We start from the raw sequence: 21,588 nt of genomic DNA on the forward strand, positions 1-21,588 counted from the left end.
CTAGTGTTCACCGTCTTCTTCCGCAACTCGACGACGACGCCGTCCCAGCCCGGTCTAGGCCAGCTGGTGCAGGCGGCGCTCGCCGAGGCGGGTGCGGAATGGACGGGCATGGAAGCAGAACTGCGCCTTACGGACGGCGCGGCCCTTTACCTGTTCGGCGAGGACCTGAACGACGGCATGCTGGCCGAGTATCCGATCCTCACCAATGCCGTGGCCGAGGCCCTCTACCGCATAGCGGACCGGACGAGCGCCTTCATCATGGCCGATGTCTTCGATCCCGTCGCGCTTCGCACCCATTCCAGCGTGGGTGAAGTGCGGGCTGCGGACATGAATGTCATAGGTCCCGATACGCTGGAAGGCCCGGAACAGCTTCATGCTGTACTGGCTGAACTCTCGCCTAATGCCGCGCAGCAAGAGGTTGCGGCTCCGCGTAGCATATTGCCGGCTCGCAGGACTGAACGGCCCCCTTCTCTACTCTCAAGACTATTTGACCTCCTCTTCGGAAAATCCGTCTGATGCGCTACCTCCCCCTGACGCCCGACGACCGCACGGCGATGCTCGCCGCCATCGGCGCGAAATCGATCGACGACCTGTTCGTGGACGTGCCCGAGGCGGCGCGACTGGACGGGCCGGTGGACCTGCCCCGCGTGGCCGGCGAGATGGAGGTCGAGCGCGCCCTGTCCGCCATGGCCGCCAAGAACGCGACGGCCGGCGCCGTGCCCTTCTTCTGCGGCGCAGGGGCCTACAAGCACCATGTCCCGGCGACGGTGGATCATGTGATCCAGCGGTCCGAGTTTCTGACCAGCTACACCCCCTACCAGCCGGAAATCGCCCAGGGCACCCTACAGTACCTGTACGAGTTCCAGACCCAGGTCGCGAACCTGACCGGCATGCCGGTGGCCAACGCCAGCCTCTATGACGGCTCGACCGCCATGGCCGAGGGCGTGCTGATGGCGACCCGCGTGACCCGCCGCAACAAGGCGGTGATCTCGGGCGGCGTGCACCCCCACTACGTCAAGGCGACCGAAACCGTGGTCCACGCCGTCGGCGTCGAGACCCAGGTCCTGGCCGCCGCCGTCGACGCCGAGGCCGCCGTGATTGACCAGATCGGTCCCGACACGGCTTGCGTCGTGGTCCAGACCCCGAACGTCTTCGGCACGGCGACGGATGTCACCAAGATCGCCGAGGCCGCCCACGCCGCCGGCGCCCTGCTGATCGTCGTAGTCACCGAGGCCGTGTCCATGGGCCTGCTGAAGTCGCCCGGCGAGATGGGCGCCGACATCGTCGCGGCCGAGGGCCAGTCGATCGGCAACGCCCTGAACTTCGGCGGCCCCTATGTCGGCCTGTTCGCCACCCGCGAGAAACTGCTGCGCCAGACGCCCGGTCGCTACTGCGGCGAGACCGTCGACGCCGACGGCCGCCGCGGCTTCGTCCTGACCCTGTCGACGCGCGAACAGCACATCCGCCGCGACAAGGCGACCTCGAACATCTGCACCAATTCCGGCCTGTGCACCCTGGCCTTCACCATCCACATGAGCCTGCTGGGCGAGACCGGCCTGCGCAAACTGGCCCTGCTGAACCACGAGAAGGCGCTGGCCACGCGCGACGCCCTGGCGGCCATCCCGGGCGTCCAGATCCTGACCTCGCGCTTCTTCAATGAGTTCGCGGTGCGTTTGCCGAAGAACGCCGCCGAAGTGGTGGATACGCTGGCGGCCCACCACGTGCTGGCGGGCGTGCCCTACAGCCGTCTGGCGCCGGATGCGGGCATGGACGACGTCCTGCTGGTCGCGGCGACGGAGACGACGCTGGATGCGGACATCCAGATTCTCGCCAAGTCCCTGACGAAAGTGCTGGCGGGATGATCCGCAACTTCACGCGAGATGATCTAACACAGCTTGCTAACAGGTTTGCCTACAACAAGCCTGACCCCGGGATCACTCGTTGTGATAGGCTCAATCGCGCCGACTTCTTGACGATCTGCCATTGGAAGGCGGAACGTCGCCACGACCTCTGCTTGAAGAATGCTACAGAAGACATTCAACGCATCACTGAAGCATCTTTTGCGTCTAAAGATCCACTGGTCCAAGTCTGTGCCCTTACCTCATTGCACGGTGTAGGAGTTCCTACAGCCACCGCGATCTTGCATTGGGGCTACCAAGAAGGACCCATCCTAGACTTCCGGGCATGGTGGACGGTTCATGGCCAAGTCAAGCGTGTATTTCGAGGTGCCGACTGGGTTCCGTTCCAAGCACGCATGTGGGCTGAAGCAGAATACTACAGCCTAAATATCCGACAACTCGACAAAGCCGTCTGGCAATTTAGCCTTGAGAACCAACCGACATGAGCACCATGAACACCGTCGGCCGCCCGACTACCCCCAACGCAGTCGAAACCAAACCCGCCACCCTGACCGGCGCGCGCGGCCTGTTGCAGGACGAGGCCCTGATCTTCGAGGGCGAGGGCTGGGGCAAGACCGGCGTCGACCTGCCGGAGCCGAAGACGGACGGCTCGGACCTCGGCGACCTGATCCGGCGCGACCCGATCGGCCTGCCGGGTCTGAGCGAACCCGAGACGATGCGCCACTATGTGCGCCTGTCGCAAAAGAACCACGCCATCGACCTGGCCATCTATCCGCTGGGGTCGTGCACGATGAAGCACAATCCCCGCCTGAACGAGAAGATGGCGCGCCTGCCGGGCTTCTCGGACATCCATCCGCTGCAGCCGATCTCGACGGTGCAGGGCGCGCTGGAGCTGATGGATACGCTGGCCCACTGGCTGAAGACCCTGACCGGCATGCCCGCCGTCGCCCTGTCGCCCAAGGCGGGCGCCCATGGCGAGCTGTGCGGTCTGATGGCCATCCGCGCCGCCCACGAGGCCTCGGGTCAGCATGAGAAGCGCCGCAAGGTTCTGGTGCCCACCAGCGCCCACGGCACCAACCCGGCCACCGCCGCCTTCGTCGGCTACACCGTCGTCGAGGTCGCCCAGACTGAGGACGGCCGCGTGGACGTCGCCGACCTGGCCGCCAAGCTGGGCGACGACGTCGCCGCCATCATGGTGACCAACCCCAACACCTGCGGCCTGTTCGAGCGCGACATCCTGGAGATCAGCCGGCTGACGCACGAAGCCGGCGCCTACTTCTACTGCGACGGCGCCAACTTCAACGCCATCGTCGGCCGGGTTCGTCCAGGCGATCTGGGCGTGGACGCCATGCACATCAACCTCCACAAGACCTTCTCGACGCCGCACGGCGGCGGCGGTCCGGGCGCGGGTCCGGTGGTCCTGTCGGAAGCCCTGGCGCCCTTCGCCCCGGCCCCCTGGGTCGTGCATGATGACAACGGCTATCGCCTGATCGAGCGCGAGGAGGACGAGGCGGTTCAGGCCTTTGGCCGCCTGTGCGCCTTCCAGGGCCAGATGGGCATGTATGTACGCGCCCTGTCCTACATGATGTCGCACGGCGCTGACGGCCTGCGTCAGGTGGCCGAAGATGCGGTGCTGAACGCCAACTACATCAAGGCCCGCCTGTCGGACCTGATGAGCGCGGCCTTCCCGGACGGCCCCTGCATGCACGAGGCCCTGTTCGACGACGAGTGGCTGAAGGGCACGGACATCACCACGCTCGACTTCGCCAAGGCGATGATCGACGAGGGCTTCCACCCGATGACCATGTATTTCCCGCTGGTCGTCCACGGCGCCATGCTGATCGAGCCGACCGAGACCGAGTCCAAGGCCGAACTGGACCGCTTCATCCACGCCATGCGCCTGTTGGCCGAGGCGGCGAAAGCCGGCGACGTCGACCGCTTCAAGGGCGCGCCCTTCCATGCGCCGATGAAGCGGCTGGACGAAACCCGCGCCGCCCGCTCGCCGGTGCTGCGCTGGACCGCGCCGGCAGGGTCGAACCAGGCGGCGTAAGGGCGACGGATAGGCCCCGTCATCCCAGGGCTTGTCCCTGGGATCCATACTCCCGGCGCCTGACGAAGGCGCATTCTGCGGAAACACCGGGAGTATGGATCCTCGCCGCAAGGGCGAGGATGACGAAGGTTGAGGAGGGGGGGGTCTCCCCTTATTGTGTCCTGGCGGCAACAGCCAGAAGCCCTTGATCAATCATGACCAAAGCTTCACGCCGTAGACACGGATCGGCCATGGACACACGGTCTTAACGAGCCTGTGGCAGGCTGGCCACGGTCGCTCTTTCCTCTCCCGAGTCGGGATCGGGCGGTCGTGACGATCGTTGTCACAGGACCTCCCTCCTCTCTGTCTGGCGCCGACTTGACCTTCGCAACCGCGATCCGCCTTCCGTCCTACCGCGCGCGCAGCCGTACGCTTCGCGCGCTGAAGCGTTGGGCGCTTATGGCGGGCGGGCTGTTCGTGGTGCTTCTGGGAATTCTGATCGCGCCCTTGCCGGGTCCAGGCGGCATTCCCGTCATCGCCGTCGGCCTGATGCTGATCCTGAAGAGCTCCTTCTGGGCCAAGCGGCTGTTCATTCGTGCCCAGTATGCCCGGCCCAAATGGGTCTATCCATTCCGGCGGCTCATGCGCAAAAAGCCGGAGTTCGCTCCTGTCTTCTGGCAGCAGGCCCTGCGCGCCGAGAAGGTCGTGCTTAAGAGACCCCGCCGACGTCTGACGCGGTTGCGGAAGATGCTTCGTCGCTATTTCCGGAAGCTTTTCCGCTAGTTGACAGACCGTCTCGCGGTTGCGGTGTCGCAACTGCTAACCACATCATCGTGAACGCCCTTCTCCCGCTACAGGCGTATTCTGTCTGGGCGTTATCAGAGAACCATCAAATGCGTTGGGAGGCGCTAAGGTCATGATGTCACGCGTACAAAAGGGCATGATCGCGGGCGTCGCCGCGACCGTCGCCGTTTCCTTGCTTGAAATACCCAACCTGTTCCTGAACTGGTTCGACCCGTTCCAGGGGGTCATCGCCACCATGATCGGCATGCCTGGAAATATGGCCGTCGGCTGGGCGATCCACGCCTTCAGCGGCGTCTTCATCCTGGGGCCGCTGTTCGGTCTGATGTGTCCCCGCCTGCCCACCGATACCCCCGAGACCAAGGGCATCGTCTTCGCCGTCGGCGCCTGGGTGGTGATGATGGGGGCCATCCTGATGCTGGGCGATTACCGGACCTTCTCGGCCGCCGCCGGCTTCGGCACCATCGGCTGGCTGCTGATCACCCATGCGGTGTTCGGCATCGTGCTGGGCAATGTCTACGCCCGGCTGGTGACACGCGAGAAGCGCCAGGCGGCCCATTTCATGGGCGGCGCCACCGCCCACTGACAGCGGCCGTTCGGACATAAGAAAAGGCCCCCAGCGACGCCGGGGGCCTTTTTGTCGTTCGGCTAAGCCGGCCGGCCTTAGTTCAGGTGATCGCCGATCTGGGCGATGGCGGCGTCCAGCAGCGGGTCCTTGGCGCCGCCGGCGAGACGGGCGGCCAGGATCTGTTCCGCGGCCTTGGCGGCCAGGTCGGCGGCGGCCGCCTTGACCTCGGCCGAGGCCTGGGCCTCCGCCTGGGCGATGCGGGTCTCGGCCATCTTCTGGCGACGGGCCAGGGTCTCTTCCAGCTTGGCCTTGGATTCGACTTCCAGACGACGGGCGTCGGCTTCCGCCTGGGCCATCATCTCGGCGGCCTGAGCCTCGGCCTCGGCCTTTTCTTTGCGGATCTGAGCCAGCAGGGCCTCGGCCTCGGCGCGCAGACGGGCGGCCTCGTCCAGGTCGGCCTGGATCTTGGCGCCCTTGGCGTCCAGTTGGGCGGCGGCGATCTTGGGCACGCCGGCGGCGATCAGGATGCCGAAGAAGATCAGCAGGCCGATCCCGACCCAGATCTCCGCATTGGCGAAGCTCCAGATGCCGTGTTCGAAGATCAGGTTCATCAGACGGCTCCCTTGGCCGTAGCCAGCTCGCCCGAGGTGGCGGCCTTGCCGGTCAGGCGCTCGACCATGGCGGCGGCGGCGTCGGAGGCGATCACGGCGACATTGGCCATGGCCGCGTCGCGGGTCTTGCCGATGGCGGTCTCGGCCTCGGCGATGCGGGCGTTGACGACGGCTTCTTCCGCAGCCTGGCGGGCGGCGGCGTCTTCGGTCACGCGGGCCTTGGCGGCGGCGGCCATGGCGCGGGCGTCGGAACGAGCCTTGGCGACTTCAGCCTGGGCTTGAGCAGCCTGGTCGGCGGCCTCGGCCTGAACCTGACGCGCGGTGGCGACGGCGTTGGAAATCGTATCGGCCCGCTCGTCCATCACCTTGCGAAGGCGCGGCGCGAAGACCTTGGAGACCAGAACATACAGGATGACGAACAGGATCAGCAGATAGCCGATCTGTCCCGCCCAGTGTTCGAACTGGAATTGCGGCAGGCCGCCCGAGCCGTGCTCGGCGGCGGTCGCCGTCTCGGCGTGCAGGTCCGCTTCGACCGAAGCCGGAACCGCATGATTGGTGTGGGTGCTGGCCATGAACCGTCTGCTGCAGGATCAGATGAAACGGCGCGCGGGCGAGCCCCGCGCGCCGGTATCGGCTGATATCAGCCGAAGATCATCAGGATGCCGAGCACGAAGGCCAGGATGCCCAGGGCTTCGGCGAGGGCGGCGCCCACGAACAGGTTGCCGACCTGGCCGGCGGCGGCCGACGGGTTGCGCAGGGCGCCGGCCAGGAACTGACCGAAGATGTTGCCCACGCCCAGGGCCGAACCGATCATGCCCAGGGTTGCGAGACCGGCACCGATGTACTTGGCGGCTTCAGCGTCCATGATTGTATTCCTAGATTTAAGTCGTTGGTGGTTGGGGTGAAGAGACTGGTCCTGCCCTTAGTGGGCGTGATCCAGGTTGACCACATCATTCAGATAGATGCAGGCCAGAACGGCGAAGACGAAGGCCTGAAGGAAGGCCACGAGAAACTCCAGGGCGGTCAGCGCCACGACCATGCCCAGCGACAGGGCCGCAACCGGGAAGGCCAGCAGGCCGATGCCACCGCCCAGGCCCAGCAGGCCCAGGGAGACGACGAAGCCGGCGAAGATCTTCAGCGCGACGTGGCCGCCCAGCATGTTGCCGAACAGACGAAGCGCCAGTGTGACCGGACGCAGCAGGAAGGAGACGAACTCGATCAGACCGACGACCGGGCGCAGCGCCAGCGGCGCGCCCATCGGCCAGAACAGCTTGAAGAAGCCCAGGCCGTTCTTGGCGAACCCGACCACCAGCACCAGACCGAAGGTGATCAGGGCGAAGGTGACGGTGATGGCCAGCTGCGACGTCGCCGTAAAGGTCAGGAACAGACCCAGGATGTTCATGCCCAGGATCAGCATGAACAGGGTGAAGACGAACGGGAAATATTTGCGGCCTTCGTGACCGATGATAGAATCGGCCAGATTGTCGATCAGGCCGAACACGCCCTCGCCTGCGGCCTGCAGACGACCGGGCACGACCTGGGCGTTCGAGGTCACGGCGGCCAGGAAGCCGACGATCACGACGAAGGCGGCCGTCATGGCGATGTGCGAATTGGTCACGGCCAAATCGACCGTACCCAGAAGGGGCAGGGTCACGTCAGGAAGATCGATGACCTTCTGAATCTGAAACTGATGAATCGGATCGGCCATGAAGCCCTATCGTTCCCCGTCTTCGTCGGCCTCGACATAAGGATCGGCCGGAGCCGACGTCCCTAACGCCTTGGCCTGCGCCATCAGCCGGTTGGCTGTGCGACGCGCCATGTAAATCGACAAGGCGAAGCCCAACAGGACCCCGCCGATCAAACCCCACGGACGGGTCCCAAAGACCCAGTCCGCGATGAAACCCGCCGCAAGACCCACGAAGACGCCGCCGAGAAGCTCGGCGATGATCTTGTAGGCCTGACCCGACACCTGATGGCCGGTCAGCTCGGCGGATTTCTCCACCGTGGTCCGCGCCTCCAATGCGGATGCGCTGTCTTGGAGGCGTTTGATCGCCTCTTCGCGCGATTCCGACATGGGGGACAGGACCTGTGCTCTCAGCGCTCAAACAATGTGTTTGGGCGGGTCTGAATTCGGCGCGGAAACTAATCGTGAGCGGCCAAGAGGTCAAGGCGTCGTGAACGGAGGTTAAATCTTTGTTCGAACTCGATTTTCGCCGGAAACAGCCTGACCGTGGCGATGCGTCGCTGTTCAAGACCAGGGATTCGGTCGCCCTGCATGGCGATATGTCGCGCGAACGACTAGGTTGCGGCCATGAACATGCACGTCCCCGCCCCCTCGCCCGAACGCCGCCCCATCGCGGTGCGGCTGGCGACGCCGCGCGGTTTCTGCGCCGGGGTGGACCGGGCGATCCAGATCGTCGAGCGCGCGATCGAGAAATACGGCGCGCCCGTCTATGTGCGGCACGAGATCGTGCACAACCGCCATGTGGTCGAGCGGCTGAAGTCCATGGGCGCGATCTTCGTCAAGGAGCTGGACGAATGCCCGGACGACCGGCCGGTGGTCTTCTCGGCCCACGGCGTGCCCAAGTCGGTTCCCGCCAACGCCCAGGCGCGACAACTGCTGTTCCTCGACGCCACCTGCCCCCTGGTGTCCAAGGTCCATGTGGAGGCGGAGCGTCATCATGACGCGGGCCGCCATATCATCCTGATCGGCCACGCCGGCCATCCGGAGGTGATCGGCACCATGGGTCAACTGCCGCCGGGCGCCATCAGCCTGATCGAGACCGAGGCCGACGCCGAATCGTTCGAACGGCCCGGCGACGCCCCCCTGGCCTATGCGACCCAGACCACCCTGTCGGTCGACGACACGGCGGGCATATTGAAGGTGCTGAAGCGGCGCTTCCCCGAACTGCCCGACCCGCACAAGGAAGACATCTGCTACGCCACCACCAACCGCCAGGACGCAGTCAAGGTGCTGGGCGAAGGGTGCGAGCTGGTGCTGGTGGTCGGGTCCAAGAACTCGTCCAACTCGGCCCGGCTGGTCGAGGTGGCGATGCGCGCCGGCGCCCGTGACGCCCGGCTGGTCGACGACGCCTCCCAGGTGGACTGGAGCTGGTTCGACGGGGTTCAGACGGTGGGCGTCACCGCCGGCGCCTCGGCCCCCGAACCGCTGATCGCCGCCCTCGTGGACGCCATCGCGGAACGGTTCGACGCCACCGTCACCGAGGACGGGGGGGCGCGCGAGACCGTGACCTTCAAGCTGCCTCGGCTGCTGACGACCTGACGCCCCTCTATCGATCCCGCCTAGCGTTCCTCGCCGACAAAGTCCTGCGCGAACTCCGGCGCGTCGTTTTCGTTCGTCAGACTGTCCTCGTCGACGTCCGCGCCTCGTCCGGGATCCGGCAGTTCGAACCCGACGGGCAGCGACAGGTCCAGCAGGCCCGCCGCCTTCATTTCCTGCACGCCCGGCAGGTCGTACAGGGTCGCCAGGCCGAAATGCTCAAGGAACCGATCTGCGGTGGCGTAGGTGACGGGCCGGCCCGGCGTCCGTCGGCGCCCGCGCAGACGCACGAACCCCATCTCCAGCAGCAGGTCCAGCGTGCCCTTCGACAGGGTGACGCCCCGCACGCTCTCGATCTCGGCGCGGGTCACGGGCTGGTGATAGGCGATGATGGCAAGGGTCTCCAGCGCGGCCTTGGACAGGCGGCGGGGCTCCTCTCGCTCCTCGGTCATCATGAAGGCCAGATCCGCCGCCGTGCGGAACCGCCAGCGGTCGGCGACGCAGTCCAGTTCCACGCCCCGCCCCTCGTATCGGGCGCGCAGGCCCGACAGGGCGCGGGCGACGTCGGCGCCTTCGGGCAGACGGCCGGCGATCTCGGCGGCGCTCAGCGGCCCGGCGGCGGCGAACAACAGCGCCTCGACCCGGCGCTCGATCTCGCCATCGTCGGGTTGGAAGGAGAGGTCGCTCACGGCGTCAGCTCCAGCGGATGTCCGCCTCCCCGGCGTTTCAGATACAGGTCCGCGAAGGGCGCCGTCTGGCGGATGTCCATGGCCCCCTCCTTCACCAGCTCCAGACTGGCCGACAGGGTCGAGGCGGTATAGCTGGCCTGGCTGGGGCCGTCCGGGTCTTCGGGATGGGGCGCCACCTGGTCCAGCGGGGTCCAGTCGGCCAGGCGCGGCATGATCTCGCGCAGCCAGTCGCGCGCCGCCTCCAGCGGAAAGGCCTCGACCCGCTGGCCGGGCGAATAGCGCCGCCCCTCCTCGCGGCGGCGCTGGGTCACATAGGCGCTCATCAGGTCATACAGGCTGGCGTCGATCCGGTCGGACGGGACGATCACCGTCGCCTGGGGATCGCCCCGCGTGAAGACGTCGCGCTTCAGCTGGGGCCGCGCCATCAGCTGGTCCACCGCCTTGCGCATGGCCTCCAGCTTCTGCAGCCGGAAGGCCAGGGCGGCGGCCATGGCCTCGGCCGGCGGCTCCTCGCCCTTGTCCTTTTCGGTGCGCGGCAACAGCAGGCGAGACTTCAGATAGGCCAGCCAGGACGCCATCACGAGATAGTCCGCCGCCAAGGCGAAATTCCTGCGCCGCGCCTCGTGCACGAAGGCCAGATATTGTTCCGCCAGCCGGGTGATCGACAGTTTCAGCAGATCGACCTTCTGCGTCCGCGCCAGGGCCAGCAGAACGTGAAGCGGCCCCTCGTAGCCGTCCAGATCGACGACGAAGGCCTCGCGCTCCTCGGCCTCGGCGGCCGCGCTGAAATCCAGATTGGGCTGAAAGGCGTCGGTCATCCTTGTCGGCCTACCGCGCTTCGCGCGGCTTGAGGCCGATCGGGTCCAGGCGGCTCATGCCTGCGCCTCGCCCACGTCCGGCCCCTTGGCGGCGTCCGTCTTGCCCGCCATCGCCCGGAAGAAGCGTTCATGCCCCGCGACCGGATCAAGGGGTTCTGGAACGCGCACGATCCGCGCCATCGCCGCCTCGGCCCTGGCCCTGGCCTTGCCCTTCAGCTTGCCCGTCGCCTCGGCCACGGCCTGCATCTCGGCCAGATCGCCGTTGCAGTGAAGCACGACGTCGCAGCCCGCCTTCAAGGATTGATGCGCTCGCTCGCCCAGCGAACCGCTCAGGGCCTGCATCGACAGATCGTCGCTCATGATCAGGCCGGAGAAACCGAGATGCCCCCGCATCATCTTGATCGCCTTCTTCGACTGGGTCGCCGGGCGCTTCCGATCCACAGCGGTGAAGACGATGTGCGCCGTCATGGCCCAGGGCATGTCCGACAGCGCCTTGAAGGGCGCGAAGTCCCAGGCGTCGAGCGTGTCGAAATCGGCGTGGACCGTCGGCAGGTCCTTGTGGCTGTCGGCAAAGGCCCGGCCGTGGCCCGGCATATGTTTGATACAGGGCAGCACCCCGCCGGCCAGCAGGCCTTCCGACGCCGCCCGGCCCAGCAGGGCGACCGTGGCCGGATCCTGACCATAAGCGCGGTCGCCGACGATGTCGTGGGCGCCGGGCACCGGCACGTCCAGCACCGGCAGCAGATCGACGTTGATCCCGACCTCGCGCAGATCGTGCGCCATCAGCCGCGCGCCCAGGCGGACCAGCTCGCGCGCGTCCATCGGGTCGTTCGACGCCTTCAGATAGGCGGCGCCCGGCGGGTATTTGGGCCAGTGCGGCGGGCCCATCCGTTGAACCCGGCCGCCTTCCTGATCGATCAGGATGGGGGCGTCGGCGTCGCCGATGGCGGCCCGCAGTTCGTCCGTCAGAGCCCGCACCTGTTCCGGCGTGTCGATATTGCGCCGGAACAGGATGAAGCCCCAGGGCCGCGCCTCGGCGAAGAAGGCGCGTTCCTCCTCCGTCAGCCGGTGGCCCGAACAGCCGTAGATGGCGGCGGAGGTCACCGAACGATGCAATCCCGTCCGGCGGCCTTCAGGGCGTTGCAGAAGGCGACCGCCCGCTCGCGCGACAGGCCCGAGAAGGTGGTGCGGTACAGGGTTGAACCGCTGGACGAGGTGACTTCGGTCACCCGCTTCTGGGCGCCCGAGGCGTACTGGCCGAAGCGACCCGCGACGGCGGCGTATTCGCGGTCGGCGATCTCGGTGGAGGAGAAGGCGCCGATCTGGACCGAGGCGGAACCCGTGGCGGCGCCGGCGGCCGGCGCAGGCGTCGCCGCTGCGGGGGCCGGGGCGGCCGGGGTTGCAGCCGGGGCGGCCTTGGCCGGCGGCAAGCCCTGTCCGGTCGGGGCGGCGGCGGGCGGCGCGGCCGGACGCGGCTGGGGCGCCTCGGGCGGCGGGGTGAAGGTGACGGGCGCGTCGGTCGTCTCGGCCTCGTCTCGATAGACCCGCACCCCGTCGGCCGGATCCACCGGCTGGGCGTCCACGGGCGGGGCGGTCTTCATCTCGCCGACGGGCTGGCCCACGGCGGGCGGCGCGTCGGTCGAGGCGCGCATGCCCGAACGATAGAAGAAGATCACGGCGATGATCAGGACCAGCAGGACCACCGCGCTGATGATCAAAGTCACCGGCGGCGCCTTGCCCCCGCCCGAACCGACGTTGCGGCCGCTGCGCGGATCATAGGAGTTGCGACGGAAGGGCAGGTCGTCGTCGGTCGGGGGCGTATAGGCGCCCCGGCCCGGTCGGTTTTCGTCATCGAAAGACATGGTCGCACTCCGCCGTGGGTCCGGCGCTGCGAATCGGCGCGCCGAATAATGAGTTTAACGCCCCGCCGCCGTCTTTCGAATCACAGATCGAGGGCCAGGTCGAGGCTGAACAGTTTCTGGTGGACTTCTATCGCGTAGCGGTCGGTCATCCCGGCGATGTAATCGCACACCGCGCGCGCCCTTTGGGTCCGGTCTTCGGTGGCCGCCGGCACGGCCCACTCCGGCGGCATCACCTCCGGCTCGGCCATGAACAGCTCGAACAGCTGCGACAGCACCCGTCGCGCCTGGCTGCGCGTCCGGTTGACCCGGTAGTGGCGATACATCCGTTCGAACAGGAACTTGCGCAGGACGGCCAGGTCCGCGTGCATGGACCGCGAGAAGTCCACCATGGTCCGCGTCGCCGTGCGCACGTCCTCGGTCGAACCGATCCGGTCCTCCTCCAGCCGCCGCGCCGTCTCGGCCAGGACGTCCTCGACCATGACGCCGATCATCCGCCGCACGGCCTCGATCCGCAGCATCCGGTCGTCGATGGCCGGCCAGTCGCGCCGCACCTCGGCCAGCATCGGTCCGATCAGCGGCACCTGATCGAGGTCTTGCAGGGTGATCAGCCCCGCCTGCACCCCGTCGTCCACGTCGTGGTTGTTGTAGGCGATGTCGTCGGCGATGGCGGCGCACTGGGCCTCCAGCGAGGCGAAGGTGCCCAAGCGCAGATCCCAGCCCGCCTCCCCGCCCGTCCTGTAGGGCCGCACCACTGACCAGGCCGGCTCGTCCAGCCGGTGCGACACCGGGCCATTGTGCTTGATGACCCCCTCGACCGTCTCCCAGCTCAGGTTCAGCCCGTCGAACTGCGGATAGCGGTTCTCCAGCTCGGTCACGACGCGGAAGCTCTGGACGTTGTGATCGAAGCCGCCGTGGTCGGCCATCTGGATCACCAGTTCGTCCTCGCCCGCATGCGCGAAGGGCGGGTGGCCCAGGTCGTGGGCCAGGGCGACCGTCTCGGCCAGATCGTCGTCCAGCCGCAGCGCATGGGCCAGGGACCGCGCAATCTGGGCCACCTCCAGCGAATGGGTCAGGCGGGTGCGGTAGTGATCGCCCTCATGCGCCACGAAGACCTGGGTCTTCTCCTTCAGGCGGCGGAAGGCGGTCGCATGGATGATCCGGTCGCGATCGCGCGCGAAGGCCGTGCGGGTCCGGCTGGGCGGCTCGAAGAAGCGGCGGCCCTTGGTCAGATCGGCGCGTTCGGCGTAGGGGGCGAGGTCTGTCTGGCTCAAGTCATCAACTTTGAGGCTGGTTTGATGCGGGCGGCCCTTTGCGAACGCCCTTGCGCGCCTCATATAGACAGCCGTGAGCACCGTCCAATCCACAGAACCGTCCACACCCGCCTTCAGCGTCGCCACGCGCGCGCCGGAAGGCATTGTCCTGGCCGCCAGCGCCGCCAAACGCCTGGCCAAACTGGGCGCGGCCGAGGGCAAGACCCTGATGCTGCGCGTGGCGGTGGACGGCGGCGGCTGTTCGGGCTTCCAGTACCGGTTCGAACTGGGCGAGACGGCCGAGGACGACGACCTGCGCATCCAGGCCGACGGCCAGACCGCCCTGATCGACCCCGTCTCGGTCCCCTTCCTGAAGAATTCCGAGATCGCCTATGTCGACGAACTGGCCGGCGCCCAGTTCGTGGTCCGCAACCCCAACGCCGCCTCCAGCTGCGGCTGCGGCGTCAGCTTCTCGATCTGACCGCGGTCAGCGTCGGCGTCGGATCAAGGCCCAGACGGTGACGACGACGGTCGAGGCCAGCAGGGCCGAAAAGACCGCATCCCAGACGTCGTCTCCCAGCAGGGCGCCGATCAGCCCCGTCAGGCTGAGCACGAAGACCGCGACGGGCGCTCCGAAGATGGCCCACAGATTCAGGTCCTTGCGGCTCATGCCGGTTTCCGCCGCGCCTTGACCAGCCAGAGGTAAAGGCCGGACCCCAGGATGACGATGGTCGCCAGGTCAAGCAGCGCCCAAAGGATCTTCAGCCCCAGCCCGCCATAGTCGCCGAAGTGCAGCGGCTGGGACAGCGACAGCGCCTTCACATACCAGGGCGTCGGGGCCACGGCCGCCAGTTCCCCGGTCCGGGCGTCGATCAGGGCCGGAGTGGTCAGATGGGTCGTCAGCGGCGTGTCGCCGTGGAAGAAGACGGCGTAGTGGTGGTCGGTCGAATAGTCGGTGCCTGGGAAGGCGATGAACTGAAGCGTCTTGCCCGGCAGCGCCCGTTTCGCCCGCTCCACCGCCGCATCCAGCGAGGCCCGCTCACCCGCCAGCGCCGGGGCGTCATAGGCGACGGTCAGTTCCTTCAGCGCCGTGTTCTTCCAATAGGCCAGGATCGGCGTGGCCAGGGTGTTGACGACGCCCGTCGCACCGACCACCAGCACCCAGGCCACGGTCACCACGCCCAGCAGGTTGTGATAGTCCAGCCACCGCGTCCGGGCCGACCTGGCCGCGCGCACCGTGCCGAACGGCAGCCGCCGCATGAAGGGGGCGTACAGCACCACCCCCGACACCACGGCCACGATCAGCATCAGACCCATCAGGCCCTGGAACAGCATGCCCGGCAGGCCCAGGAACATGTCGGTGTGCAGTTGGAGCAGGAACTCCATGACCGGATGGCCGGCCACCGGCGGGGCGACCGCGCCGCTGGTCTGGTCGATCGGCTCGAAGCTGTAGGCGCCGGCCGGGCCGTTCGGATCCACGCTGGTGACGTTCACCACCGGCCGGTCCTCGTCGAAGCTCATGAAGGCGGGGACCTCGCCGGGGTGAAGCGCCAGGGCCGCCGCCAGCACTTCATCCAGGGTCAGACGCGGCCCGTCCGGATCGGCCGGCGTCCACGCCTGCTCCAGCAGGACCTCTTCGATCTCATGGGTGAAGACCAGCGGCAGGCCCGTGACGCACAGCATCAGCAGGAAGAGCGTGGAGACCAGGCTCGACCATTTGTGCGTCCAGGACCAGGCGCGGATGGTCCGCGTCTTCATCCGATCAGAATTCCGCCGAGACCGACAGGCGGAAGGTGCGCGGCGCGCCCAGGGTCAGATAGTTCGACCCCGGATAGCCCCCGACGGCGACCCACTGGTCCTCGTCCGCGAGGTTCTCGACCCGCGCCCGCACCGTCAGATCCTTGCCGCCGGCGACGAAGGCGTAGCGCAGGCCGGCGTCGAACCGGGTCCATTCTTCCAGCTCCAGCGTGTTGGCCGCATTGGCGGGCTGCGCGCCGGTATGGACCGCACGGCCCTCCAGCGTCAGGCCGCTGAACATCGGCACGTCCCATTCGACATTGGCGTTGATCTGGAAGTCCGGCACGCCGATGGCGGATTTGCCCGCGTTCGCGGCGGTCAGCGAGCGGTTGATCTCGGCCTCCAACCAGGTCGCGCCGCCGATCAGGCGCAGGCCGGCGACCGGCTCGCCATAGACGGTCAGTTCGACGCCCTGGTTCTCCTGTTCGCCGCCGTCGGTATAGACGCCTGTAGGCCGGGCGCCCGCGACAGGATCTCCATTGGAGGTGATCGAGACCAGCGCGCTGGGCAGAGTCGTGCGGAAGACACTCAGCGTGCCGCCGAACGACCCCGCGTCATACTTCACCCCCACCTCGGCCTGTTCAGCGCGGAAAGGTTCCAGCACTTCGCCGCCGTTGGTGACGGTGACCGGCACGGCCGCGTCTCCCCACCCTGCCACCACCGCGTTCGCCAGCGTCGGCGCCGTGGTTCCTGGCACGAGGGCTTCGGCATAGTTGGCGTACAGCGAGATCTTGTCGCTGGGCCTGTAGACCAGGGCGAAGGCCGGGGTGATCGCATCACTGGAATAGCCCGAGCCGAAGGCCCCGTCGGCATAGGCGTAGGACTTGGTCTCGATCTCCTGATAGCGCACGCCGACCGTCGCCAGGACGCGGCCGTCCAGGAAGGACAGAATGTCCGCCACGGCGACGCTGGTGTGCTTGACCCGCTCGGTCACGTTCGGATCATCCAGATCGCCCGATACGCTGGTGATGGCCGGCGCAGGCGACAGGGTCGGGTTGCTCAGCGTCCCGAACGCATAGCCGCTGAAGCTCGAGGCCGCCCAGGCGTTCTTCGACTTCGACTGGATCTGCGAGGCCGAGGCCACCAGACGGTGCTCGACCGGCCCGGTCGTCAGGTCGGCGCGCACGCCGATATCGCCGGACCAGACCGTGTCCTCGCGGATGTTGTCAAAGCGATAGCCGCGGATCGCGCCAGCGGCGTCAGCGCGCGGATTGGCCAGGCTGTTGTCTTCCTTGCCGTGACGCCCACCGAAGGCCGCCCAGGCGGTCACGCTGTCGGTCAGGTCGAACTCGCCGCGCACCGCGCCGAACAGCTGCTCCTCGTCGGTGTAGGTCCAGCGCTGCGCGAAATTCTTGTCGGCCGACGGGGCGTCCGGGATGGCGGTCCCCGGCGTCACGCTGGGACGCGGCGCGTCGATGCGGTGGTCCTGCCAGCCCAGGTCGGCCGAGAATCGGGCGCGCTCGCCCCGGCGGTCCAGGCCCAGGCCGACGACGCGCAGCTGGCCGTTCTCGTTCTCGACCGAGCCCTCGCCGTCGCGGCTGACCAGGTTCAGGCGCGCCCCCCATTCTTCCTCGGCGCCGAAGCGACGGGCCAGATCGGCGGCGGCGTAGATCTCGTCATTGCCCGATACCCCTGCCGTCAGGCGCGTCAGGGGTTCGCCGGCGCGCTTGGGCGTCAGGTTGAAGGCGCCGCCTACGCCCGTCCCGCCCGGCGCGGCGCCGTTCAGGAAGGCGCTGGCGCCGCGGAACACCTCGACCCGCTCGATCAGTTCGGCCGCCACGAACTGACGCGGCAGCACACCGTACAGGCCGTTGTAGCTCATGTCGTCCGAGAAGACCGGGAAGCCCCGGATCACATACAGCTCCTGGAAATTGCCGAAGCCCTTGGACACCCGCACCGTCGGATCGTTCTGCAGCACGTCGCCGATGCCGCGCGCCTGCTGATCGCGGATCAGCGTTTCGGTGTAGTTGCTGGTCGAGAAGGGCGTGTCCATCACGTCCATATTGCCCAGCAGGCCGACCCGGCCGCCTCGCGCCACCTGCCCGCCGGCATAGGCCGAGGTCAGTCGCACCTGCGATCCCGTCACGACGATCTCATCCAGTTCGGCAGGCGCGGCCGGCGCCTCCTGGGCCAGGGCAGGCGCGGCGACGGCAAGGGCCAGCAGGCTGGAGGCGCAGGCGAAACGGCGGGTCGGGCGGGTCATGACTTGCAAAATATTCTCAAAATCAGGGAGTGGCGGCTGCATACGCCCCGATGCGATTGCTTTGCAATGGCGAACGCCTTCTCGTGGCCGCGCGTCTTGCCGCACCCGACTTGCAATTAGTCATATTCCTAATTAGGGTGAGACCTATGAACGCCCTGTTCAAAGCCCTGTCGCATCCGGTGCGCCGCCGCATCATCGCCATGCTGCGCGCCGGTCCCCTGGCGTCGGGCGACATCGCCGCCGGCTTCGACGTGAGCTGGCCGACGATCACCGGTCATCTCAACGCCCTGAAGGAGGCCGGCCTCGTCAGTCCCGAGCGCGAGGGCCAGACCATTCGCTACCGGCTGGAGATCTCGGCGGTGGAAGAGGCCATGGCCTTTCTGATGGACATCGCCGGAACGGGCGAGACCGCCGAAGTCCCGTCCATCTCCCGGAAGGCGCCCCGTCGATGAAAGACCGCCTGTCGCTGCTGGACTATCTGACCCTGGCCGTCTTCGCGCTCCAGGCGGCCTTCGCCCTGCATGTCAGCCTCAACGGCCCGACCACGCCGATGCCGATGCACTGGAACGGCCAGTTCCAGGTGGATCGGTGGGGCAGCCGGGTCGAGTTCGGGACCTTCCTCGGCGGCATGACCCTGATCGGCTTCATCGCCACAGCCGGTCTGGGCCTGGCCGCCCTGCGCGCCGTGTCGGAAGGCGACGCCTCGCGCGGTCGTTCCTTTCGGATCGGCCAAGGCATAAGCCTGTTCGTCTTCACCGTCATCGGCCTGCTGATCAGCTGGACGGGCCTGGGCGACGCCACGACCGACACCGGACCGGTCGTGACCATGGCGGGGGTGTCGCTGATCCTTCTGGTCCTGGGCGGCTTCCTCGGCCGGGTCGCGCCCAATCCGGTGGTCGGGGTCCGCACGCCCTGGAGCTACAAGAGCCGCCTGGCCTGGGACCGTTCCAACAGGCTCGCCGGGCGACTGTTCTTCCTGCTGGGCCTCGCCGGCCTTATCGCCGCACCCCTTGCGCCCCAGCCGCTGGGCGCCCTGTCCCTGATCATCGCCGCCCTGATCGTCGCCGCCCTCTCAGTGTTCGAGAGCTGGCGCGTCTGGCGCAGCGATCCCGACCGCCAGCCCTTCTGAACCCGATCCGCCCCGTCAAGGAGACCGCCATGTTCAGCCTCGCCCTCGCCCTGCTCGCCGGCCCGGTCTCGACCGAGATCGCCCTGCCCGCCCAGCCCGCGCCCCTGCACGGAACCCTGCTGGCGCCCGAGAACGCCAGCGCCGTCGGGGTCATCCTGCCCGGCTCCGGCCCGACGGATCGGGATGGGAACAGCCCCATGGGCGTCTCAGCTTCGACCTACCGCCTGCTGGCGGACGGGCTGGCGGCGCAGGGAATCGCCACTCTTCGCATCGACAAGCGGGGCGTCGGCCAGAGCGCGGCGGCCGGAGGAGATGAGTTCGATCTGCGCTTTGACGCCTATGTCGCCGACGCCCGCGCCTGGGCCGCCGAAGCCGCCCGTCGCGCCGGCAAGCCCTGCGCCTGGCTGATCGGCCACAGCGAGGGCGCCCTGATCGCCCTGAAGGCCGTCGAGGGCGGCGACGACCCCGAATCCAGCAAAGTCTGCGGCCTGGTCCTGCTGTCCGGCGCCGGCCGTCCGGCGGGCGCGGTCATCCGCGAACAGCTGGCTTCCTTACCCGAACCGATGAAGACCCAGGCCTTTTCCGCCCTGACCGAGCTGGAAGCCGGCCGCACCGTCGCCGACACGCCGCCCGCCCTGGCCGCCCTGTTCCGTCCGTCGGTCCAGCCCTATCTGATCTCGTGGCTGCCGCTGGACCCCGCCGCCCTGATCGCCGCTTACGGCGGCCCCGTCTTCATCGGCCAGGGGACCACCGACATCCAGGTCGGCGTCGCGGACGCCCAGGCCCTGGCCGCCGCCGATCCGCAGGCGACGCTGAAACTGTGGGATGGCGTCAATCATGTGCTGAAGACGGCGCCCGCAGACCGGGCCGCAAACATCGCCGCCTATTCCAACCCCGACCTGCCCCTGGCGCCCGGCGTGGTCGAGGATGTGGCCGCCTTCATCCAGGCCCGAACGCCGCACTGACGACTTGCGGCGACAACAGGTCTGGAGCCCAGGCCTGCGCGTCCCTATCTTGGCGCCATGCCCATCGCCCGCCTCTCCTCCCGCGCCCTCATCTCCGTCATGGGCGAGGAGGCCAGGCCCTTCCTGCACAATCTGCTGACCCAGGATGTGGAGACGCTGGGCGACGGCGAGCTGCGGTTCGGCGCCCTGCTGTCCCCGCCCGGCCGGCTGCTGTTCGACCTGTTCATCCTGGGCGAGGCCGAAGGGGTTCTGCTGGACGTGGCCGCCGAGCGCCGCGAGGCCCTGATCCAGCGGCTGTCGATGTACAAGCTCCGCGCCAAGGTCCAGGTCGCCGCCGACGACCGCCCGGTCTTCGCCGCCTGGCCGGACGCCCCCGCCGGCTTCATTCCCGACCCCCGCACGCCCCTGATGGGCGGCCGCCTGTACGGCGAAGCGGCTGCGGACGCGACCGAGGCCGACTATGACGCCCACCGCCTGTCTGTCGGCGTGCCCGATCCGACCACCGACGCCCCACAGGACAAGACCTATCCGATCGAGGCCGATTTCGACCTGCTGAACGGCATCGACTTCCAAAAAGGCTGTTTCGTCGGCCAGGAGACCACCTCGCGCATGAAACGCCGGGGCGCGATCAAGAACCGCATGCTGGCCATCGACTTCGACGGTCCCCCGCCCCCCTTCGGCGCCGAGGTTCTGAAGGGCGAACTGCGCGCGGGCGAGGTACTGTCCGGCCGCGACGGTTCGGCCATGGCGCTTGTGCGCATCGACCGTCTCGACGGCGACCTGACAGTCGAGGGCCGTCCCGTGCGCTTGCGTCGGCCCGCCTGGATGGGTCAGGACGTGATCCCCTCCACCAACGCGTGAGTCGTCTCCCATGAAGATCGCCGACCAGATCGTCCTCGTCACCGGCGGCGCGCGCGGCGTCGGCGCCGCCGCCGTCCGCGCTTTCGCGCGTGAAGGGGCGCGCGTGATCATCAATTGGCGCGCCAGCGGCGAGGCCGCGAACGCCCTGGCGGAAGAGATCGGCGACCGCGCCATCGCCCTCCAGGCTGACGTGACCGACCGCGCCGCCGTCGACGCCCTGGTCGCCGCCGCCCATGCCCGGTTCGGCGCGCCCGTCACCACCGTCGTCAACAACGCCCTGGACTACAGTTTCAACGGCGACGCCCGGTCGCAGATGACCGACATCGGCTGGGACGAACTGGCGGCCCAGTTCTCGACCGTGGTGCGCGGCGCCCTGAACACCATCCAGGCGACGGCGCCGGGCATGGCCGCCGGTCGGTTCGGGCGGGTGATCAACATCGGCACCAACCTGTTCCAGAACCCGGTCGTGCCCTATCACGACTATACCGCCGCCAAGGCCGCGCTCCTGTCCCTGACCCGCACCGCAGCCGGCGACCTGGGTCCCGACGGGATCACCGTGAACATGGTCTCCGGCGGCCTGCTGCGCACCACCGACGCCAGCGCCGCCACGCCGGACGCGGTCTTCGATCTGATCGCCGGCATGACCCCGCTGCGGTCGGTGACGACGCCCGAGGAATTCGCCGACGCCGCCCTGTTCTTCGCCTCCCCCTGGAGCCGCGCGGTGACGGGTCAGAACCTGGTGGTGGACGGGGGACTGGTCAGGGACTGAGCCGCAAGACCTTCCCCCGCTTGCGGGGGAAGTGTCAGGTCGTGGCGCGAAGCGACACGCCTGACGATGGGGGAAGTCCTCTTTCTGAGTAAGACTT

The 21,588-nt window shown here is 67.8% G+C and carries 25 protein-coding genes and 1 pseudogene; 13 read left to right on the forward strand and 13 right to left on the reverse strand.

Annotated elements, in window-relative coordinates; genetic code table 11:
- Positions 1-3 precede the first annotated feature (3 nt).
- From ACW18C_RS11610 to ACW18C_RS11635, 6 genes are all read left to right on the forward strand, one after another.
- Complete coding sequence (locus ACW18C_RS11610) at positions 4-516, forward strand: hypothetical protein (RefSeq protein WP_492071002.1); 513 nt, start codon at positions 4-6, stop codon at positions 514-516.
- Positions 516-1,862: an aminomethyl-transferring glycine dehydrogenase subunit GcvPA gene (gene gcvPA / locus ACW18C_RS11615; protein ID WP_492071003.1), complete on the forward strand. Its 1,347-nt coding sequence runs from the start codon at positions 516-518 to the stop codon at positions 1,860-1,862. Before ACW18C_RS11610 ends, gcvPA begins: the two co-directional genes overlap by 1 nt.
- The gene (locus ACW18C_RS11620) at positions 1,859-2,344 is read left to right on the forward strand and encodes a hypothetical protein (RefSeq protein WP_492071005.1); all 486 of its coding nucleotides are present in this window, start codon (positions 1,859-1,861) and stop codon (positions 2,342-2,344) included. Before gcvPA ends, ACW18C_RS11620 begins: the two co-directional genes overlap by 4 nt.
- A complete protein-coding gene (gcvPB, locus tag ACW18C_RS11625; RefSeq protein WP_492071006.1) occupies positions 2,341-3,909 on the forward strand; it encodes an aminomethyl-transferring glycine dehydrogenase subunit GcvPB in 1,569 nt (522 codons plus the stop codon). The genes ACW18C_RS11620 and gcvPB overlap by 4 nt, the downstream gene beginning before the upstream one ends.
- A gap of 309 nt (positions 3,910-4,218) precedes the next feature.
- A complete protein-coding gene (locus ACW18C_RS11630; protein ID WP_291837821.1) occupies positions 4,219-4,671 on the forward strand; it encodes a hypothetical protein in 453 nt (150 codons plus the stop codon).
- 133 nt (positions 4,672-4,804) lie between these two features.
- A complete protein-coding gene (locus ACW18C_RS11635; RefSeq protein ID WP_035309002.1) occupies positions 4,805-5,275 on the forward strand; it encodes a DUF6789 family protein in 471 nt (156 codons plus the stop codon).
- 77 nt (positions 5,276-5,352) lie between these two features.
- Here the strand turns inward: ACW18C_RS11635 and ACW18C_RS11640 are convergent, their stop codons facing one another.
- From ACW18C_RS11640 to ACW18C_RS11660, 5 genes are all read right to left on the reverse strand, one after another.
- Positions 5,353-5,868 (reverse strand): F0F1 ATP synthase subunit B, encoded by a 516-nt coding sequence (locus tag ACW18C_RS11640; protein ID WP_492071007.1) that lies wholly within the window; start codon positions 5,866-5,868, stop codon positions 5,353-5,355.
- Complete coding sequence (locus ACW18C_RS11645) at positions 5,868-6,440, reverse strand: F0F1 ATP synthase subunit B family protein (RefSeq protein ID WP_492071008.1); 573 nt, start codon at positions 6,438-6,440, stop codon at positions 5,868-5,870. Before ACW18C_RS11645 ends, ACW18C_RS11640 begins: the two co-directional genes overlap by 1 nt.
- Positions 6,441-6,508: 68 nt before the next feature.
- Entirely contained in the window at positions 6,509-6,733 is a 225-nt protein-coding gene (locus ACW18C_RS11650; RefSeq protein ID WP_008261286.1) for a F0F1 ATP synthase subunit C, read from the reverse strand.
- 57 nt (positions 6,734-6,790) lie between these two features.
- Entirely contained in the window at positions 6,791-7,576 is a 786-nt protein-coding gene (locus tag ACW18C_RS11655; RefSeq protein WP_035309004.1) for a F0F1 ATP synthase subunit A, read from the reverse strand.
- Between the two features lie 6 nt (positions 7,577-7,582).
- Entirely contained in the window at positions 7,583-7,942 is a 360-nt protein-coding gene (locus ACW18C_RS11660; RefSeq protein WP_008261665.1) for an AtpZ/AtpI family protein, read from the reverse strand.
- Positions 7,943-8,179: 237 nt separating this feature from the next.
- Here ACW18C_RS11660 and ispH point away from each other — a divergent pair, with 237 nt between their 5' ends.
- Positions 8,180-9,151: a 4-hydroxy-3-methylbut-2-enyl diphosphate reductase gene (gene ispH, locus ACW18C_RS11665; protein ID WP_426026300.1), complete on the forward strand. Its 972-nt coding sequence runs from the start codon at positions 8,180-8,182 to the stop codon at positions 9,149-9,151.
- Between the two features lie 20 nt (positions 9,152-9,171).
- Here the strand turns inward: ispH and scpB are convergent, their stop codons facing one another.
- The 5 genes from scpB to ACW18C_RS11690 form a co-directional block, all read right to left on the reverse strand.
- Positions 9,172-9,837, reverse strand: a complete 666-nt coding sequence (gene scpB / locus ACW18C_RS11670) for an SMC-Scp complex subunit ScpB (protein ID WP_008262461.1) — start codon at positions 9,835-9,837, stop codon at positions 9,172-9,174.
- Positions 9,834-10,655, reverse strand: coding sequence for a segregation and condensation protein A (locus tag ACW18C_RS11675; protein WP_492071011.1), 822 nt, complete (start codon positions 10,653-10,655; stop codon positions 9,834-9,836). The genes scpB and ACW18C_RS11675 overlap by 4 nt, the downstream gene beginning before the upstream one ends.
- A gap of 54 nt (positions 10,656-10,709) precedes the next feature.
- The gene (gene nagZ, locus ACW18C_RS11680; RefSeq protein WP_492071013.1) at positions 10,710-11,759 is read right to left on the reverse strand and encodes a beta-N-acetylhexosaminidase; all 1,050 of its coding nucleotides are present in this window, start codon (positions 11,757-11,759) and stop codon (positions 10,710-10,712) included.
- Entirely contained in the window at positions 11,756-12,517 is a 762-nt protein-coding gene (locus ACW18C_RS11685) for an SPOR domain-containing protein (RefSeq protein ID WP_492071015.1), read from the reverse strand. The genes nagZ and ACW18C_RS11685 overlap by 4 nt, the downstream gene beginning before the upstream one ends.
- 80 nt (positions 12,518-12,597) lie before the next feature.
- Positions 12,598-13,788, reverse strand: a complete 1,191-nt coding sequence (locus tag ACW18C_RS11690; RefSeq protein ID WP_492071016.1) for a deoxyguanosinetriphosphate triphosphohydrolase — start codon at positions 13,786-13,788, stop codon at positions 12,598-12,600.
- 142 nt (positions 13,789-13,930) lie between these two features.
- Here ACW18C_RS11690 and erpA point away from each other — a divergent pair, with 142 nt between their 5' ends.
- On the forward strand, positions 13,931-14,248 hold the full coding sequence (gene erpA / locus ACW18C_RS11695; RefSeq protein WP_492074012.1) for an iron-sulfur cluster insertion protein ErpA: 318 nt from the start codon (positions 13,931-13,933) through the stop codon (positions 14,246-14,248).
- A gap of 6 nt (positions 14,249-14,254) precedes the next feature.
- On the opposite strand, the gene ACW18C_RS11700 is transcribed toward erpA, so the two are convergent.
- The 3 genes and pseudogenes from ACW18C_RS11700 to ACW18C_RS11710 form a co-directional block, all read right to left on the reverse strand.
- Positions 14,255-14,437, reverse strand: coding sequence for a hypothetical protein (locus tag ACW18C_RS11700; protein WP_492071017.1), 183 nt, complete (start codon positions 14,435-14,437; stop codon positions 14,255-14,257).
- A pseudogene (locus ACW18C_RS11705) lies at positions 14,434-15,620 on the reverse strand (PepSY-associated TM helix domain-containing protein). Before ACW18C_RS11705 ends, ACW18C_RS11700 begins: the two are co-directional and overlap by 4 nt.
- Positions 15,530-17,767, reverse strand: a complete 2,238-nt coding sequence (locus ACW18C_RS11710) for a TonB-dependent receptor (protein ID WP_492071019.1) — start codon at positions 17,765-17,767, stop codon at positions 15,530-15,532. The pseudogene ACW18C_RS11705 and the gene ACW18C_RS11710 overlap by 91 nt, the downstream one beginning before the upstream one ends.
- A gap of 146 nt (positions 17,768-17,913) precedes the next feature.
- On the opposite strand from ACW18C_RS11710, the gene ACW18C_RS11715 reads away from it, so the two are divergent.
- The 5 genes from ACW18C_RS11715 to ACW18C_RS11735 are packed head-to-tail and all read left to right on the forward strand — an operon-like array spanning position 17,914 to position 21,491.
- Positions 17,914-18,219: a metalloregulator ArsR/SmtB family transcription factor gene (locus ACW18C_RS11715; protein ID WP_492071021.1), complete on the forward strand. Its 306-nt coding sequence runs from the start codon at positions 17,914-17,916 to the stop codon at positions 18,217-18,219.
- Positions 18,216-18,896: an SdpI family protein gene (locus ACW18C_RS11720; protein WP_492071022.1), complete on the forward strand. Its 681-nt coding sequence runs from the start codon at positions 18,216-18,218 to the stop codon at positions 18,894-18,896. The genes ACW18C_RS11715 and ACW18C_RS11720 overlap by 4 nt, the downstream gene beginning before the upstream one ends.
- A gap of 29 nt (positions 18,897-18,925) precedes the next feature.
- On the forward strand, positions 18,926-19,861 hold the full coding sequence (locus tag ACW18C_RS11725; protein WP_492071024.1) for an alpha/beta hydrolase: 936 nt from the start codon (positions 18,926-18,928) through the stop codon (positions 19,859-19,861).
- Between the two features lie 57 nt (positions 19,862-19,918).
- Positions 19,919-20,722, forward strand: coding sequence for a CAF17-like 4Fe-4S cluster assembly/insertion protein YgfZ (gene ygfZ, locus ACW18C_RS11730; protein ID WP_492071026.1), 804 nt, complete (start codon positions 19,919-19,921; stop codon positions 20,720-20,722).
- 10 nt (positions 20,723-20,732) lie between these two features.
- On the forward strand, positions 20,733-21,491 hold the full coding sequence (locus tag ACW18C_RS11735) for a 3-oxoacyl-ACP reductase (RefSeq protein ID WP_492071028.1): 759 nt from the start codon (positions 20,733-20,735) through the stop codon (positions 21,489-21,491).
- The last annotated feature ends 97 nt before the right edge of the window (positions 21,492-21,588 follow it).

It is taken from the genome of Brevundimonas sp. FV1ye7S, assembly GCF_058680995.1.